A 14,634-nucleotide genomic window follows, 5' to 3' on the forward strand; every position below is an offset into this window, starting at 1 on the left:
GCCGCTTACTTCGACGCGAGCCCCATCTCCTCGCGCACCTTCGACACGTTGTCGCGCGTCGCGAGCATGCCGGTCGTCAGCGTCAGCGCCGGCGGTGCCTTGCCTTGCGTGATCCACGCGTACATCAGGTCCGAGGTTTCCTCGCCGTGGCGCTTCGGGCTGATGATCACGGTGCCGTAGAAGCCCGTCGGCTGCGGCTTCTTGAACTCGTTCAGCGCGGAATCGGAACCCCCGATGCCGATGCCGATCATGTTGTCCGCCTTGAAGCCGCGCCCTTCGGCCGCGCGCACCGCGCCGAGCACGGCCTCGTCGTTCAGGCCGTACGCGACCCAGTGCTTGAACTGCGGGTTCTTGGTGAGCGCGATGTTCGCCGCGTTGAATGCGTTCTCGGTGTCGGTCTTCGCCTGCGGCGCCGCGATCACGTTCGCCTTCGGGAAGCCGGCCGCGACCAGCGCGTCGGTCGCGCCGCTCGTGCGGTCGTGCGCGGTCGGCAGCTGTTCGTACGTGATGTCGATCGCGCCGACGTCCTTCATGTTCCAGCCGCGCTTCTTGATCTCGGCCGCGATGCCGTCACCGACCTGCTTGCCGATGTTGTATGCGGAGATCCCCATGTGCGGCACCGACTCGATCGGCTTGCCGGCACCGTCGACGAGGCGGTCGTCGACCGTCATCATCTTCAGGTTGTGCGACTTCGCCTTCGCGACGATACCCGGCCCGAGCTTCACGTCGGGCGTGCAGATGATGAAGCCCTGCGCCTTCTGCGCGGACAGGTTGTCGATCGCGCTCATCACCTTCTCGCCCGACGGCGCGCCGATCTTCACGAGCGTGAAGCCCTTTTCCTTCGCGGCCGTTTCGGCGAACTTCCATTCGTCCTGGAACCACGGTTCTTCCGGCTGCTTCACGAGGAAGCCGATCTTGACCGGGTCGGCCGCGTGCGCAACCGGGCTCCCCATCACCACCGCGGCCGCGGCGGCCAGCGTTACGAACGTTCTGCGTTTCATCTCCAGTGTCTCCTTGTCTTCATCGAACAGGATGCAGCCGCTTGTTGGTTTCGACGCAGCGTGCGCGCGGCCGTCGCACGTGCGGTCTTTCGAATCGTTACGTCAATCGTGTCAGTCGTGGTACAGCGCCGCGCGCCCGCCGTCGACGGTGATGCACGCGGCATTGATGAACGGCGCCTCGTCGGACGCGAGAAACACGGCCGTCATCGCGACTTCCTCCGGCTTGCCGATGCGCTTCATCGGCTGCAGCGCGAGCGTCTCGGCCCGCGCCGCGGCCGGATCGGGCTGCGCATCCCACCAGTCGCGCGTGAGCTGCGTCTCGATGTAACCCGGCGCGATCGCGTTCACACGCACGTTGCGCGATGCATATTCGATGCCGAGCGCACGCGTGAGGCCCAGCACGCCGTGTTTCGCGACCGGGTACGGAAAGCAGCCCGGGATGATCCGGAACGCATGCGTCGACGCGATGTTCACGATGCTGCCGCGACCGCGCTCGACCATTCCCTCCAGTGCCGCGCGACAGCCGTGCCACACGCCGTCGAGGTCGACCGCGAAGCAGCGGCGCCAGTCGTCGTCCGTCATCGTCAGCGGATCGGCGAACACGTTGATGCCGGCGTTGTTCACCAGCACGTCGAGCGGGCCGAACGCGGCTTCGGTCTGCGCGAGCGCGTCGCGCACCGAGTCCTGCCGCGCGACGTCCGCATGCAGCGGCAACACGCGCGCGCCGTGGATGTCGTCGGCGATCGCAGCCGCCGTGCGCTGCGCGAGCGGGAAGTCGAGGTCGACGAGCGCGACGGCCGCGCCTTCGCGCGCGAATGCCTGCGCGATCGCGGCGCCGATCCCGCGGCCCGCGCCCGTCACCATCGTGACCTTGCCCGCGAGGCGCCCCATCATGCGGCTCCGCCGCGCGCCGCGCGCAGGCCGGCCTGGAACGCGCGCGCGTTCGCCGCGGTCGCGTCGGCCGACTGGCCGGGCCGGTACAGCGCCGAGCCGAGCCCGAAGCCGTTCGCGCCGGCGTCGAGGAACGGCTGCATGTTGTCCGGCGAAATGCCGCCGACCGGAATCAGCGGCACCGCGCGGTCGATCACCGCGCGCCACGCCTTCACGACCGTCACGCCGAGCTGCTCGGACGGAAACATCTTCAGCACGTCGGCGCCGTTCGCGAGCGCGGCGAACGCCTCGGTGGGCGTCGCCACACCAGGTGCGCTCGCGAGCCCGCGCTCGCGCGCACGGCGGATCACCGCCGCGTCGCTGTGCGGCATCACGATCAGCGTGCCGCCGGCGTCCTGCACGCGATCGACGAATTCGGCGCGCAGCACGGTGCCCGCGCCGACGATCATGTCGTCGGGCAATGCGCGGCGCAGCGCCGCGATGCTGTCGAATGGAGCAGGCGAATTGAGCGGCACCTCGACGATCCGGAAGCCGGCTTCATGGAGCGCAAGGCCGTGGTCGGCCGCTTCGGCGGGCGTGATCCCGCGCATGATCGCGATCAGCGGGCACGCGTCGAAGGCGCGCATCAGCGCGGCGTTCGGCGTGTACGGCGCGGGCAGCGTAAGGTCGGACGACATCGGCGTTTCCTCTTCAATCGGTTCAGTGGTCGGCGCACACGGTTTCGCCATCCGCGCGCACGAGTCCGGCGCGCGAGGCGATCCACCACAGGCCGCGTTCGGTCGCCTGCGCGACGACGCGTGCATGCGTGCAGCCGAACACGTTCAGCGCGTCGACATAGCGTGCGCACAATCCGTCGTCGCCGATCAGCAGCAGCGGCTGGTTCGCGAGCGCGACGCCGCGCTCCGCGAGCATCGCGTCGAGCGCGTTCAGCTCATGGCCGATCAGCAGGCCGGACAGGTAGTCGGCCTGCGCATCGGGCGCGAGCCGGTCGGTCAGGCCGAGCGTGCGCGTACTGAAGATCGTCGCGAGCAGCCCGGCGCGCTGCGCGCCGCGCGCCACCGCGACGCCGCGCGCGAATGCGTCGCGGTCGGGTGATGCGCTCGCGCGCATCGTGCGGCCGAGAATCGTGTGATCGCGCAATGCAGCGAACAGCTCGCCCGTCATGTAGGTCTGGAAGCGCTCGATGAGCCCGTCCTTCACCCACGCCCACTTCGCATGCGTGCCCGGCAGTCCGATCAGTACCCCTGAACGATCGGCATCAAGGGCGGGCTCGTTCGCGAGCGCGCCGAATATCTGCGTTTCTTCGCCGCGCATCACGTCGGGCAATTCGCCCGTCGCGATCACGCCCGGCACGATCGACACGGTCGTGCCGCGCGCCGTCGTCACCGTGACGAGGCCCGCGACAAGTGCGTCCGCACCGGCCGGCACCGCGACGTACGGCGCCTCGCGCCAGCCCTGCGCGCTGCCGACCATCCCGGCGGCCAGCACCGGCACGCCGGGCGTGCGGTCGAGCCAGTCGCCGCACGCTTCCTCGAACACGACGTCGAACGCGCGCGCGCCGCCGGCCGGCACGTGCATCACGCCCGCCGCGCGGCTGCGCGTGTCGATGAGCGCGCCGTGCGCGTCGAACAGATACGCGCGCAGCGACGTCGTGCCCCAGTCGAGCGCGATCAGCGACGGATTGGCGGAGTTGGCGTCCGGAGCGGTCCGGGTCGATTTGGTCATCGTTTGATCCTGCGGGTACCCTGCGGCGGGCTCCAGCCCAGTTCCGCGGAAATGGCTCGCGCTTCGCGCTGCACGAGCAGAATCAGTTCGTCCATCCGGTCGTGCGGCATGTACGGAATCGTGCTCGCGACCGACACGGCCGCGACGATCGCGCCCGACGCATCGCGGATCGGCGCGGCCACGCAGCGGATCGATGCTTCGTTCTCCTCGAGGTCGAACGTGTAGCCGCCGGCCGCGTAATGCGCCATGCGCTGCAGGAACGCGCTCGTCTCCGGCCGGTTGTCCGGCTTGAAGTTGACGCCGGCCAGCGCGCGCCGCGCGGCTTCGAACAGCGAGCGCCACAGGTCCGGATCGAGGTCCAGCATCATCGCCTTGCCGATGCCGGTCGACGCGAGCGGCATCCGGTGGCCGACGCGCGAGCGCATCTCGAGGCCGCGCGTGCCGGGAATCTTGTCGATGTACAGCACGTCGTCGCCGTCGCGCACGCCGAGGTGAATCGTGTCGAGCGTCGCTTCCGCGAGCGCCTCGAGGTGCGGCCGCGCGACCGCCGTGAGCGGCATCTGTTCGAGTGCGATCGTGCCGAGCTCGATCAGCTTCGGACCGAGCAGGTAGCCGCCCTGCACCTGGCGCAGGTAGCGCGCCTGCACGAGGCTGCTGACGAGACGGTGCGTCGTGCTGCGCGTCGTGCCGAGCGCGGCGCCGATCGCACGCATGTCGCGCGCGCCGTTCGCGATCGCTTCGAGGATCGCGAGGCCGCGCAACAGCGTCTGCGTGCCGGCCTGCTGCGCGGCGAGGTCGAGCGGCGTGCTGGTCGCGCCGATGCTGTCGGTCAGCGGCGCATCGTCCGGCGTCGCGCGCCGGGCGTCGAGAGCAAGGGTGTCGGGCATCTTGATCATGGAACAGGCTTCTTCAACGGAATCGGGCAAGCCGCTGTCGCGACGCCGGAACCAGGTCGGGCGTCGCGGCAACGCGGCGGTCGATGCACCGAGGAAAGCGCCCGGCGAACTTCATGGAAGGTGTCTCCGTGTGTTCGGGCGCCGCGCGGTGCGTGGGTCCGAAGCTGTCGATGTGCTTCGGATTGTAGGAGCGCACGCACCCGTCTCCAATATTTGAGTGCGTTGTCCAGATAATGAGAAAAGTGGCCGGAGGCAGCGGCATGCGTCATCGAAACGGCCATGCGATGCGCACGGGGGCGGAACCCCGCGTACCGCAGGTCCCGCCCCCGTTATCCACGCAGGCCGCGCCTACTGCTGGTTCGTGCTGCGCGCCTGCATGTAGCGCTGCACGTCGGAGAACGACACGCGGCCGCTGCCGCTCGCATCGATCTGCCGGAAGTGGTTCGCGACATAGCCGAGGCCGGCCGCGCGCGCCTGCGCCTCGGTAATCGAACCGGTGTTCTGCGTATCGGCCGCGCCGAACTGCTGCGCGAGCTTGCGCACCACCTGCGCGTGCAGCGCCGCGCCGGTCGTCTGCGTGCCGGCGGTCGGCTTGCGCGCGGCCGGCGGCACGTACGGATCGCCGAGCTGCGCCTGGCGCGCGCGCGGCGGCGTGGCGGCGTCGCTCGCCTGCGCGAACGCGGACACCGATGTGGATGTAACGCCGGCACATGCAAGCGCGGCGGCAACGACGATGAAACGTTTCTTCATGTCAGGCTCCAGTCTGGAATGAGGTCGTCGACGGCCGGCGAGCCGCGCCGCCACGGGCGCGCATCGCCGGGCCAGCCCATCGCATCAGTGCGCGGCCGCGTTGTAGAACGCCACGAGGTCGGCTTTCTCCTGCGGACGCGACGTGTCGTCGAGATAGACCATGTGCCCACCCTGATAGTCCTTGATCGTCAGGTTCGGTTGCGACCCGAGCCGCGCGAGGTCGAGCTCGGTCTGGTAGAACGGCGTCGCGATGTCGTGATACCCGTTCAGCGACAGCACCTTCAGCGACGGATTCAGCGTCAGCGCGGCGGCGAGATCGGGGATCGTGTCGGGCATCGCGAGGCCGTCGTGCGACCAGTCCCAGGTCTGGATCGCATTGCTGCTGACCGAATACGCGGACTGCGCGCTGTACTTCAGCACGTTCGGCAGGTAGCTGCCGATCGTGTCGGTGAACGGCTTCGTGATGAACGTGCTCGACGGATCGCCGTCGGCCGCGAGCGGGCTCGACGACGGCACGTTCACGCGTGCGTCGTAGCGGCCGATCAGCGTGCCCGGGATCAGCGACACCTGGACGCTGTTGTCGAAGAAGGTCGGCACCACGTTGAAGTCCGCATTCCACAGCGCCTGCTTCACGCCGGTCGAGTTCGACATCGTCGTGACGAGGCTCGGCGGCGGCGGCGTGTGGCTCGCGAGATACGCGTTCACGGCGGGCGCGTAGCTGCCGGCCGTCAGCTGGCGCATCTGGTCCGCGTACTGCGGCAGGTTCGACGGGTTCGGATTGTCGAGCTGGTAGTACGCGCCGACCGTGCCGTACGACGGCACGAAGCCCGCGCAGCTCACCGGGCTCGAACCGTTGTTCGAGTTGCCGATGTAGTCGCTCGCCATGTCGCAGTTCGCGTTGTAGTTCAGGATCGACGACTGCAGCACGATGCCGGCGAGTTTCACGCCGGCCGTCTCGAGCAGGTTCGCGAGCACGTCGGTGCGCGGTGTGCCGTACGACTCCCCGAACAGGTATTTTGGCGACGCGTCGCGCTGGTTCACGGCGATGTAGCGCGTGACGAAGTCACGGAACGCGCCGCCGTCCTGGTCGACGCCCCAGAAGGTCTGGTTCGTGTTCGGCGCGATCGCCTCCGAGAAGCCGGTGCCGATCGCATCGACGAACACGAGATCGGTCGTGTCGAGCAGGCTTTCCGCGTTGTCGACGAACGGGAATGTCGACGCGTTCGCGTTCGGGTCGCCCGTCTGGATCCGCTTCGGACCGAACGAGCCGAGATGCAGCCACACCGATGCGGAGCCGGGGCCGCCGTTGTACAGGAACGTGACGGGCCGCTTGCTCGCGGGCTGGTTGTCGGCGGTGTACGCGACGTAGAAGAACGATGCTTCGGGCGCGCCCGTCTGCGGGTTGCGCGCGACGAGGTGGCCGGCGGTGGCCGTGTAACGGATCGTCTGGCCGTTCAGCGTGATCTGGTGATGGGTGACGGCGGCCTTTTCGACCGCGGCGGACGCGTCGAGCGACGCGCTCGCACTCGATGAATAACTGTTCGGATCGTTGTACGGCCTGTCCGCCTGCGCGGCGGGATCGGCTGAATTGTCGGTGCCTGCTGCGGCGGACGACGTCAGGTCGTCGTTGCAGGCCGTCAGAATCAGCGAAGAGAACACAACTCCCAACAACAGCTTCGCTTTGCTCGCTGGCATCGTTGCTTTCCTTCTCTCGAATGTTTTTGTGTGTCGAGCAGCCGGATAAGCCGCCCCCCGCCTCGATTGCGGCCGATAAGCCGAGGCGCTGGCCAATATACGCGAGCGGGTGGGCTTTGAAAAATTTGGAAATATTCGAGCGTGGAGGGATGCACGTTCGGTGCGGTGCACACCTTTCAACAATGCTTCGAATGACGAACCATCGTTTTTCAGCCGCCTTTCATCGGCTTTCGCGTTTGCCAGGCGACACTTGATTCAAGCGGATTTCGTGCCGTATCGGCAAACAAATGGACGCCGCCGAAGGCATTGGTCAGGAAAGCGAAATAGACGATTTCGTCTAATGATTGTGGCACGACGTGCGGGCGCCCCATTCGCGCTGCAGTGCACCAATGGCGCACCGGCGACGGAACGGAAAATACGACGGCGGGAGCGCGCCGCTCACTGCGATTGCGGCAGCTCGGCGGCGCCCATCCTGCGCGCGATGACGGCCGCGCGCTGCGCCTGGTAGGCCGAGCCGCGATGCGCGTCGAACCAGCGCGGCTTCGGCAGCATCACCGCGAGGCGCGCCGACTGCCATGCGCCGAGCCGGCTCGCGGGAATCTTGTAGTAATAGCGCGCGGCGGCTTCGGCGCCGTACACGCCGCGGCCCCATTCGACCGAATTCAGATAGATCTCGAAGATCCGCTCCTTGTCGAGCACCGTCTCGAGCATCCACGTGATGATCAGTTCCTGCCCCTTGCGGATGTAGCTCTTCTCGCGCGACAGGAACAGGTTGCGCGCGAGTTGCTGCGTGATCGTCGAACCGCCCGCGACGATCCGGCCGCGCGCCTTGTTCTTCTCCCACGCCTGCAGGATCGCGTCGACGTCGTAGCCGTTGTTGGTCGCGAAGGTCGAATCCTCCGAAGCGATCAGCGCGCGCTTCAGGTTGCGCGAGATCTGGTCGTACGGCACCCATTGATGCTGGATCCGCGCGGGCGGCGTGTCGCGCGACAACCACCATGCGTCGGTGCGCATGAACGCGGTCGAACCGGGATTGATGAACGACCACGCCGCGATCTGCACGAGATAGAACAGCTGCGTCGCGAGCCATGCGCCCGCGAACACCGAACCCGCATAGACGAGCCAGCGGGTCAGCCCCACCGTGCGCGTGCGCTGCGTGCCGCTCACCGCCGCCACTGCCGTGCTCCGCTCAGGCCGCCGCGAGCGCTTGGCGCAGCGCGGCCAGCACCGGTGCGCCGTCCGGCCGCACGCCGCGCCAGATGAAGAACGATTCGGCCGCCTGCTCGACCAGCATCCCGAGCCCGTCGGCCGTACGCGCGCCGAGCGAGGCCGCATGCTGCATGAACACGGTCGGCTGCGCGCCGTACATCATGTCGTACGCGAGCGTGCCGGCGCCGAACGCGGCCGCGTCGCACTCGGGCAGCGCCGCATCGAGGCTGCCGGCCGTCGCGTTGACGATCACGTCGTACGGCTCCGCTCGCACGATCTCCGGCCCGCCGCCCGCCAGCATGCAGCCCGCATCGTGCGCGGCCTGCATGAACTGGCTGACGAGCGCCTCGGCCTTGCTCGCGGTGCGGTTCACGATCGTGACCGACAGCGGCGCGCGGTCGAGCAGCGGCAGCACGACGCCGCGCGCAGCGCCGCCCGCCCCGAGCAGCAGGATGCGCGCGCCCGCGAGCGACACGCCCAGATTCAGTTCGATGTCGCGCACGAGGCCGACGCCGTCGGTGTTGTCGCCGTGGATGCTGCCGTCGGCCTCGATGCGCAGCGTGTTCACCGCGCCCGCCGCGGCCGCGCGCGGCGACAGCGTGTTGGCGAGCGCATGCGCGTCGAGCTTGAACGGCACCGTCACGTTCGCACCTCGGCCGCCTTCGGCGACGAACGCGCGCACCGCGGCCTCGAAACCGTCGACCGGCGCGAGCCGGTGCTGGTAGTCGATCGCCTCGCCCGTCTGCGCGGCGAACTGCGCATGGATGAACGGCGACTTGCTGTGCGCCACCGGATTGCCGAACACCACGTAGCGGTCGACGCCGCTCAGCGACGCGACTGCGCTCATGATGCGCGCCCCTCTTCGCTTTCCGCGCCTTGCTGGCCGTTGCCGTTCGCGGCCTCGCCGCCTTCGGCCGACGCGCCGTCCGCTTCAGCCAGCGCTTCGGCTTCGGCCTCTGCCGACGCGTCCTCCGCATCGACCAGCGTGTCCTCGCCGCCTTCGTTGTCGCCTTCGTTATCGTCTTCGTCGTCCGCCGCGTCGCCGCTCGTCACGGTCGGCGCGTCGAGCACGTTCAAGAGTCGCACCGACGCCTCGATCGTCAGCTCGTCGAGCGACATCACGTCGAGCAGCACGCGCGTGCCGCGCGCATGCACGCCGAGCCCCGGCACGTGCAGCAGCAGCGGAATTTCCTCGAGGCGCACCAGATCGCCCTTCACGACGCTCGCGACGACCTGTTTCTTCTGCTCCTGCTTGAGCCAGCGCAGGCACCAGAAATATTCCATCCGGCGCTGGTAGTCGGCGTACGCGGTATAGGTGTCGTCGAAGCCCTGCACGACCGCGTAGAGATCGGCGTCCTTCGGCTTGAACGGCGCGGCGAGTTTCGCGGTGACGCCGTGCTGCACGCACGCGAGCAGCTGCCACTGGTTGACCAGGTCGACGTAGCGGCGCAGCGGCGACGTGCTCCACGCGTACTGCGCGACGCCGAGGCCTTCGTGCGGCGCGGCCGTCGTCTGCATCCGCGTGCGCTTCGGGCCCGGCGCGCCGAAGCCGCGCTGCGAACGGTAGATGCCCGGCACCGTGTGATCGTGCAGGAACGCGCCCCACGTCGAGTTCGCGAGAATCGCGAGTTCCGACACGATCAGGTCGAGCGGCGATCCGCGGCGACGCGGCGTGATCGACACGTGCTCGCCTTCGACGTAGAAGTTGTAGTCGGTATTGCGCTGCACTTCGCGCTTCAGGCCGTAGCCCGCGCGCGCGACCTGGCGCTTCTCGAACAGTGCCTGCGCGAGCGGCCACAGCACGGCGATGTCGTCCTTGTGCGGATAGTCGCCGGTGCCGGCCGCGAGCGTCTCTTCGTTGACGAGCTCGTCGAGCGTGTTGTGGCGCAGGTTGTTCTTCACGAACACGAGTTCGGCGCGCGTCTCGTTCGCGACGATGTCCTGCGTCTCGCGGTTGACGATGATGTACAGCGACAGCGCCGGGCGGTAGTCGCCCTCTTTCAGCGTGAACACGTCGACGACGTCGTCCGGCAGCATCGTGATCTTGTCGCCCGGCATGTAGACGGTCGACAGGCGCGTGCGCGCGATCGCGTCGACCGCATCGCCGCGCACGATGCCGAGCGCCGGGGCCGCGATGTGCACGCCGATCCGCACGCGACCGTCGGCCAGGTGTTCGACCGAGAACGCGTCGTCGATTTCGGTCGTCGTGATGTCGTCGATCGAGAACGCCTCGACGTTCGCGCGCGGCAGGTCGTCCGGCAGCGGGCCGACCGTGACGGGCGGAAAGCCCGTGCCATGCGGAAAGAATTCCGCGAGGAAGCGCGCCTCGTGCAGCGCACGCGGCGACTCGATGCCGCCGCAGTCGAGCATCAGCCGCGCCGGCGACACGCCGCGCGCGCCGGCCGCCGCTTCCATCGCCTTGTATTCGATCGCGTTCTTGTCCGGCCGCGTCAGCAGCCCGAGCACCTTGCCCGCGAACGCTTCCGGCAGCTTGCCGGCCTTCAGTTCCTCTTCATACTGCGCCTGCACGAGCGCCTGCTGGCGCTTGCGCTCGAGCGATGCGAGCGCCATCTTGAGCTGCTCTTCCGGCGCGCGCTGGTACTGGCCGCGCCCCTTGCGGCGGAAGTAGACGGGCGAGCCGTGCAGCCGCAGCACCAGTGCCGCGCGCTCGACGGGGCCGTAGGTCGCGCCGAAGTATTCCGAGGCCAGCGCCGTATAGGCGAACTCCTCGGCCGGCGCGCATTCCCACAGGAAATCCAGGTCGATCTGCTGCGCGGCCGTGTCGGCTTCCTGCATCAGCTCGCTCGCGGCCGGCTTGTCGAATTCGATCAGCACGTCTTTCGCGCGCACCTTCGCCCGCCGCCCGCCGGGCAACTCGACCTGAAACGCGTCGCCCTGGCGCGACAGCACGCTGCCCGCCTTGAAACTGCCCGATTCCTCGAAGAAAACGTTCACTCAGTACTCTCGTTCAGACTGCCGGGCGCCGGATGAACGGCGCCGCATGATGATGGGAATTCGATCGGCATGACGCCGGTTTCATGACGTTCTGTCGTCGCAAAAAGCGAGAACGTCGTCGACATAGTCGGCAAATTCGCTGATTCCGTGATCGCTGCCTTCGATCACGCGCGTTTTCGCGCCCGGGTAGTGGGCGAGCATCTCGCGGTAGTCCAGCACTTCGTCGCCCGTCGCCGCGAACAGATAGTAGCGTTCGGGCCGCGAAATCGCCGGCACGCGCAGCGCATCGAGCTCCTGCAGGTAGCGGCGTTCGACGACGATCGACCCGCCGCCGTGCCATAACGGCTGTTCGCCCAGATGCTGTTCGAGATCGCGCTGCGGCACGATCGCCGGATTCAGCAGCACCGCCTTCCAGCCGTGCTGCTCGGCGAGCCAGGTCGCGTAGTAGCCGCCGAGCGAGCTGCCGATCACCGTCACGTCGCGCGCACCGGCCACTTCGGCCTCGGCGACGGCGATCGCCTCCAGCGGCGACACCGACAGCGACGGGCAGCGCCACTCGTGCGTGCGCCCGAGCTCGGCCATGCGCGCGGCGAGCAGCCGCGACTTCTGCGACTCCGGCGACGACCGGAACCCGTGCAGGTACAGGATCACGCGCGGCTCCCGAGCGCATCGAGCAGCTTCTGGTGCACGCCGCCGAACCCGCCGTTGCTCATCACGAGCACGTGATCGCCGGGGCGCGCGGCGGCGACGACTGCCTTCACCAGCAGATGGAGATCGTCGAACGCGCGGGCCTTGTCGCCGAGCGGCGCGAGCGCATCGCCGAGGTTCCAGCCGAGCGCGTCGCGCCCGGTCGGTGCGCCGTAACCGAACACGAGATCGGCGTCGGCAAGGCTGGCCGGCAGTTGCGCCTTCATCACGCCGAGCTTCATCGTGTTCGAGCGCGGCTCGAGCACCGCGAGAATGCGGGCATTTTGACGGCCGATTCGCGCACGAAGGCCGGCGATCGTGGTGTCGATCGCGGTCGGATGGTGCGCGAAGTCGTCGTAGACGGTCACGCCGTCCACGCTGCCGCGCACTTCCATCCGGCGCTTCACGTTGCGGAACGATGCGAGCGATTCGGCGGCCTGCGCGGGCGGCACGCCGACGTGGCGCGCGGCGGCGATCGCCGCGAGCGCGTTCATCCGGTTGTGGTCGCCCTGCACCTGCCACGCGACTTCTCCGACGCGCTCGGCCTGCGAATACACCGCGAAGCGCGTGTCGACCGGCACGCCGTCCTCGGCCGGCAACGCCTGCCAGCCGCCGTCGACGCCGAAGCGCTCGACGTCGCTCCAGCAGCCGCGCGCGAGCACGCGCTCCAGCGCGTCGGAACGGCCGTTCGTGACGATCCGGCCGATGCCCGGCACGGTGCGCACGAGATGGTGGAATTGCGTTTCGATCGCGGCGAGATCCGGGAAGATGTCGGCGTGATCGAATTCGAGGTTGTTGAGTACCGCGGTGCGCGGCCGGTAGTGGACGAACTTCGAGCGCTTGTCGAAGAACGCCGTATCGTATTCGTCGGCCTCGATCACGAAGAAGCTCGAATCGGTCAGCCGTGCCGACACGCCGAAGTTCAGCGGCACGCCGCCGATCAGGAAGCCCGGATTCAGGCCGGCATCTTCCAGCAGCCACGCGAGCATCGACGACGTGGTCGTCTTGCCGTGCGTGCCGGCCACCGCCAGCACCCACTTGCCGGCGAGCACGTGCTCGCCGAGCCATTGCGGGCCGGACACGTACGGCAGGCCGCGATCGAGGATCGCCTCCATCAGCGGGTTGCCGCGCGTGACGACGTTGCCGATCACGAACAGGTCGGGCTTCAGGTCGATCTGCTCGGCGCCGTAGCCCTCGATCAGCGTGATGCCCTGCGCCTCGAGCTGCGTGCTCATCGGCGGATAGACGCCCGCGTCGCAACCCGTCACCGTGTGGCCCGCCTCGCGCGCGAGCACGGCGAGACCGCCCATGAAGGTGCCGCAGATGCCAAGAATGTGGATGTGCATAGATGAATGCTTTCGCGCCGCCGGGCGCCGTCGATTCGGAAAGATGGTCTGCGGCACGCCGGACGGGCCGCCCGGCCAACGACTTGCGCCGCGACACAAAGACCGTCATTGTAACTGACGGCCCGCCGTGCCCGGCGGCCCGAACGACGGATCGACGTGCCGCGCGGCGCATCGGGCGGCACGCGGGTGCACCGGGTTCGGCCGTGGCGGCGATCGAGTATGATTGCCGGATCATGTCTCGCAAACCCCTTGTCGACCCGCGGCGCGCCCGCGAGGAAATCGCCCAGTCCGCCGCCCGCCTGATCGCGGAAGACGGCCTCGATTACGCCAGCGCGAAACGCAAGGCCGCCCGCCAGTTGTTCGGCGATGCGCGCGTTGCCGGCGAATGGCTGCCGGATAACGACCTGATCGAGGAAGAACTGCGCGAGTTCCTGGCGCTGTTCCAGAGCGACACGCAACCGGACGAACTGCGCCGCCTGCGCGAGATCGCACTCGACTGGATGCGCCGGCTCGCCGAGTTCAATCCGTATGTGACGGGTGCGGTGCTGCACGGCACCGCGAACGAGCATTCGGACATCCATTTGCAGCTGTTCACCGACAACCCGAAGGACGTCGCGATCTACCTGCTGAACCAGAACGTTCAGTACGACGTGTCCGAGACCCGGCATTTCGCCGGTCGCGCCGACGTCGAGACGCTCAGCTTCCTGTGGCGCCCGCGCCGCGACGTCGACGCGATCGGCATTCACGTCGCGCTCTACGCGAGCGACGACCTGCGCGGCGCGGTCAAGGCCGACGCCCGCGGCCGCGTGGCCCGTGCGGATGCCGCCGCGTTGCGCGCGCTGCTCGAGGCCGGCAACGCTCCTTCCGAACCGGAATGATTCAACGATGATGATGAAACGCATGTTGGTGCTCGCGGTAGTCGCGGCCGCCGCCGTCGCTGGCGGGCTCGCCGCCGGCCACTGGTTCCGCGGCGGCAGCGCCGACGACGGTATCGCCGTCGCCGCACCCGCGCAGGGCAATCCGGTCGATCAGTTGTGGGCCGCCTCGCTGACCGGCATCGACGGCAAGCCGGCGTCGCTCGCCTCCTTCAAGGGCCAGAAGGTCGTGGTCAATTTCTGGGCGTCGTGGTGCGGCCCGTGCGTGGAGGAGATGCCGGAGCTCGTCGCGCTGTCGCATCAATACAAGCAGAAAGGGATCCGCTTCATCGGGATCGGCGTCGATTCCGACCAGAACGTGAAGAACTTCCTGCAGAAGGTGAAGGTCGACTACCCGGTTTTCGTCAGCGGATACGCGGGCGCCGATCTGGCCCGTAATTTCGGAAACACGGCCGGTGCGCTGCCTTTTACGGTCGTGATCGACGAAACCGGCAAGATCCGCGAGACAAAATTAGGACAAATCCAGCCGGCCGAGCTGAAAAAGACCCTCGACGCGCTGTGAAGGCGCGGAGCGGCCGCCCGCACGTTCGCGGCGATTTATGCG

The 14,634-nt window shown here is 68.2% G+C and carries 15 protein-coding genes; 2 read left to right on the forward strand and 13 right to left on the reverse strand.

Annotated features, from left to right (window positions below; genetic code table 11):
- Positions 1-5: 5 nt before the first annotated feature.
- The 13 genes from C7H84_RS09035 to mpl all read right to left on the reverse strand — a co-directional run bounded on the left by C7H84_RS09035 (position 6) and on the right by mpl (position 13,155).
- On the reverse strand, positions 6-1,001 hold the full coding sequence (locus tag C7H84_RS09035) for an arabinose ABC transporter substrate-binding protein (protein ID WP_121858492.1): 996 nt from the start codon (positions 999-1,001) through the stop codon (positions 6-8).
- 111 nt (positions 1,002-1,112) lie between these two features.
- Positions 1,113-1,892, reverse strand: a complete 780-nt coding sequence (locus C7H84_RS09040) for an SDR family oxidoreductase (protein ID WP_121858493.1) — start codon at positions 1,890-1,892, stop codon at positions 1,113-1,115.
- Positions 1,892-2,569: a 2-dehydro-3-deoxy-6-phosphogalactonate aldolase gene (locus C7H84_RS09045; protein WP_121858494.1), complete on the reverse strand. Its 678-nt coding sequence runs from the start codon at positions 2,567-2,569 to the stop codon at positions 1,892-1,894. Before C7H84_RS09045 ends, C7H84_RS09040 begins: the two co-directional genes overlap by 1 nt.
- Positions 2,570-2,591: 22 nt before the next feature.
- The gene (locus C7H84_RS09050; RefSeq protein ID WP_121858495.1) at positions 2,592-3,617 is read right to left on the reverse strand and encodes a 2-dehydro-3-deoxygalactonokinase; all 1,026 of its coding nucleotides are present in this window, start codon (positions 3,615-3,617) and stop codon (positions 2,592-2,594) included.
- Positions 3,614-4,513, reverse strand: coding sequence for an IclR family transcriptional regulator (locus tag C7H84_RS09055; protein WP_121858496.1), 900 nt, complete (start codon positions 4,511-4,513; stop codon positions 3,614-3,616). Before C7H84_RS09055 ends, C7H84_RS09050 begins: the two co-directional genes overlap by 4 nt.
- 348 nt (positions 4,514-4,861) lie before the next feature.
- The gene (locus C7H84_RS09065; protein ID WP_121858497.1) at positions 4,862-5,263 is read right to left on the reverse strand and encodes an EF-hand domain-containing protein; all 402 of its coding nucleotides are present in this window, start codon (positions 5,261-5,263) and stop codon (positions 4,862-4,864) included.
- Between the two features lie 84 nt (positions 5,264-5,347).
- Positions 5,348-6,958, reverse strand: a complete 1,611-nt coding sequence (locus C7H84_RS09070) for a peptidase S10 (protein WP_121858498.1) — start codon at positions 6,956-6,958, stop codon at positions 5,348-5,350.
- 209 nt (positions 6,959-7,167) lie between these two features.
- Positions 7,168-7,329, reverse strand: a complete 162-nt coding sequence (locus C7H84_RS36920; protein WP_205611409.1) for a hypothetical protein — start codon at positions 7,327-7,329, stop codon at positions 7,168-7,170.
- A 67-nt stretch (positions 7,330-7,396) separates the two neighbouring features.
- Positions 7,397-8,134 carry a monofunctional biosynthetic peptidoglycan transglycosylase gene (gene mtgA / locus C7H84_RS09075; protein WP_121858499.1) on the reverse strand — a complete coding sequence of 246 codons (738 nt, stop codon included), beginning with the start codon at positions 8,132-8,134 and terminating at the stop codon, positions 7,397-7,399.
- Between the two features lie 13 nt (positions 8,135-8,147).
- Positions 8,148-9,014 (reverse strand): shikimate dehydrogenase, encoded by an 867-nt coding sequence (aroE, locus tag C7H84_RS09080; protein ID WP_121858500.1) that lies wholly within the window; start codon positions 9,012-9,014, stop codon positions 8,148-8,150.
- Positions 9,011-11,122, reverse strand: a complete 2,112-nt coding sequence (locus tag C7H84_RS09085; protein ID WP_121858501.1) for an RNB domain-containing ribonuclease — start codon at positions 11,120-11,122, stop codon at positions 9,011-9,013. Before C7H84_RS09085 ends, aroE begins: the two co-directional genes overlap by 4 nt.
- Positions 11,123-11,203: 81 nt before the next feature.
- Positions 11,204-11,773, reverse strand: coding sequence for a YqiA/YcfP family alpha/beta fold hydrolase (locus C7H84_RS09090; protein ID WP_121858502.1), 570 nt, complete (start codon positions 11,771-11,773; stop codon positions 11,204-11,206).
- Entirely contained in the window at positions 11,770-13,155 is a 1,386-nt protein-coding gene (gene mpl / locus C7H84_RS09095; protein ID WP_121858503.1) for a UDP-N-acetylmuramate:L-alanyl-gamma-D-glutamyl-meso-diaminopimelate ligase, read from the reverse strand. Before mpl ends, C7H84_RS09090 begins: the two co-directional genes overlap by 4 nt.
- A 233-nt stretch (positions 13,156-13,388) precedes the next feature.
- Here mpl and C7H84_RS09100 point away from each other — a divergent pair, with 233 nt between their 5' ends.
- Positions 13,389-14,033 carry a UDP-N-acetylmuramate--alanine ligase gene (locus C7H84_RS09100; protein ID WP_121858565.1) on the forward strand — a complete coding sequence of 215 codons (645 nt, stop codon included), beginning with the start codon at positions 13,389-13,391 and terminating at the stop codon, positions 14,031-14,033.
- 7 nt (positions 14,034-14,040) lie between these two features.
- Entirely contained in the window at positions 14,041-14,592 is a 552-nt protein-coding gene (locus tag C7H84_RS09105; RefSeq protein WP_121858504.1) for a TlpA disulfide reductase family protein, read from the forward strand.
- Positions 14,593-14,634 lie beyond the last annotated feature (42 nt).

The organism is Burkholderia sp. Nafp2/4-1b (assembly GCF_003635165.1).
In the GTDB taxonomy this organism is placed as follows: Bacteria; Pseudomonadota; Gammaproteobacteria; order Burkholderiales; family Burkholderiaceae; genus Burkholderia.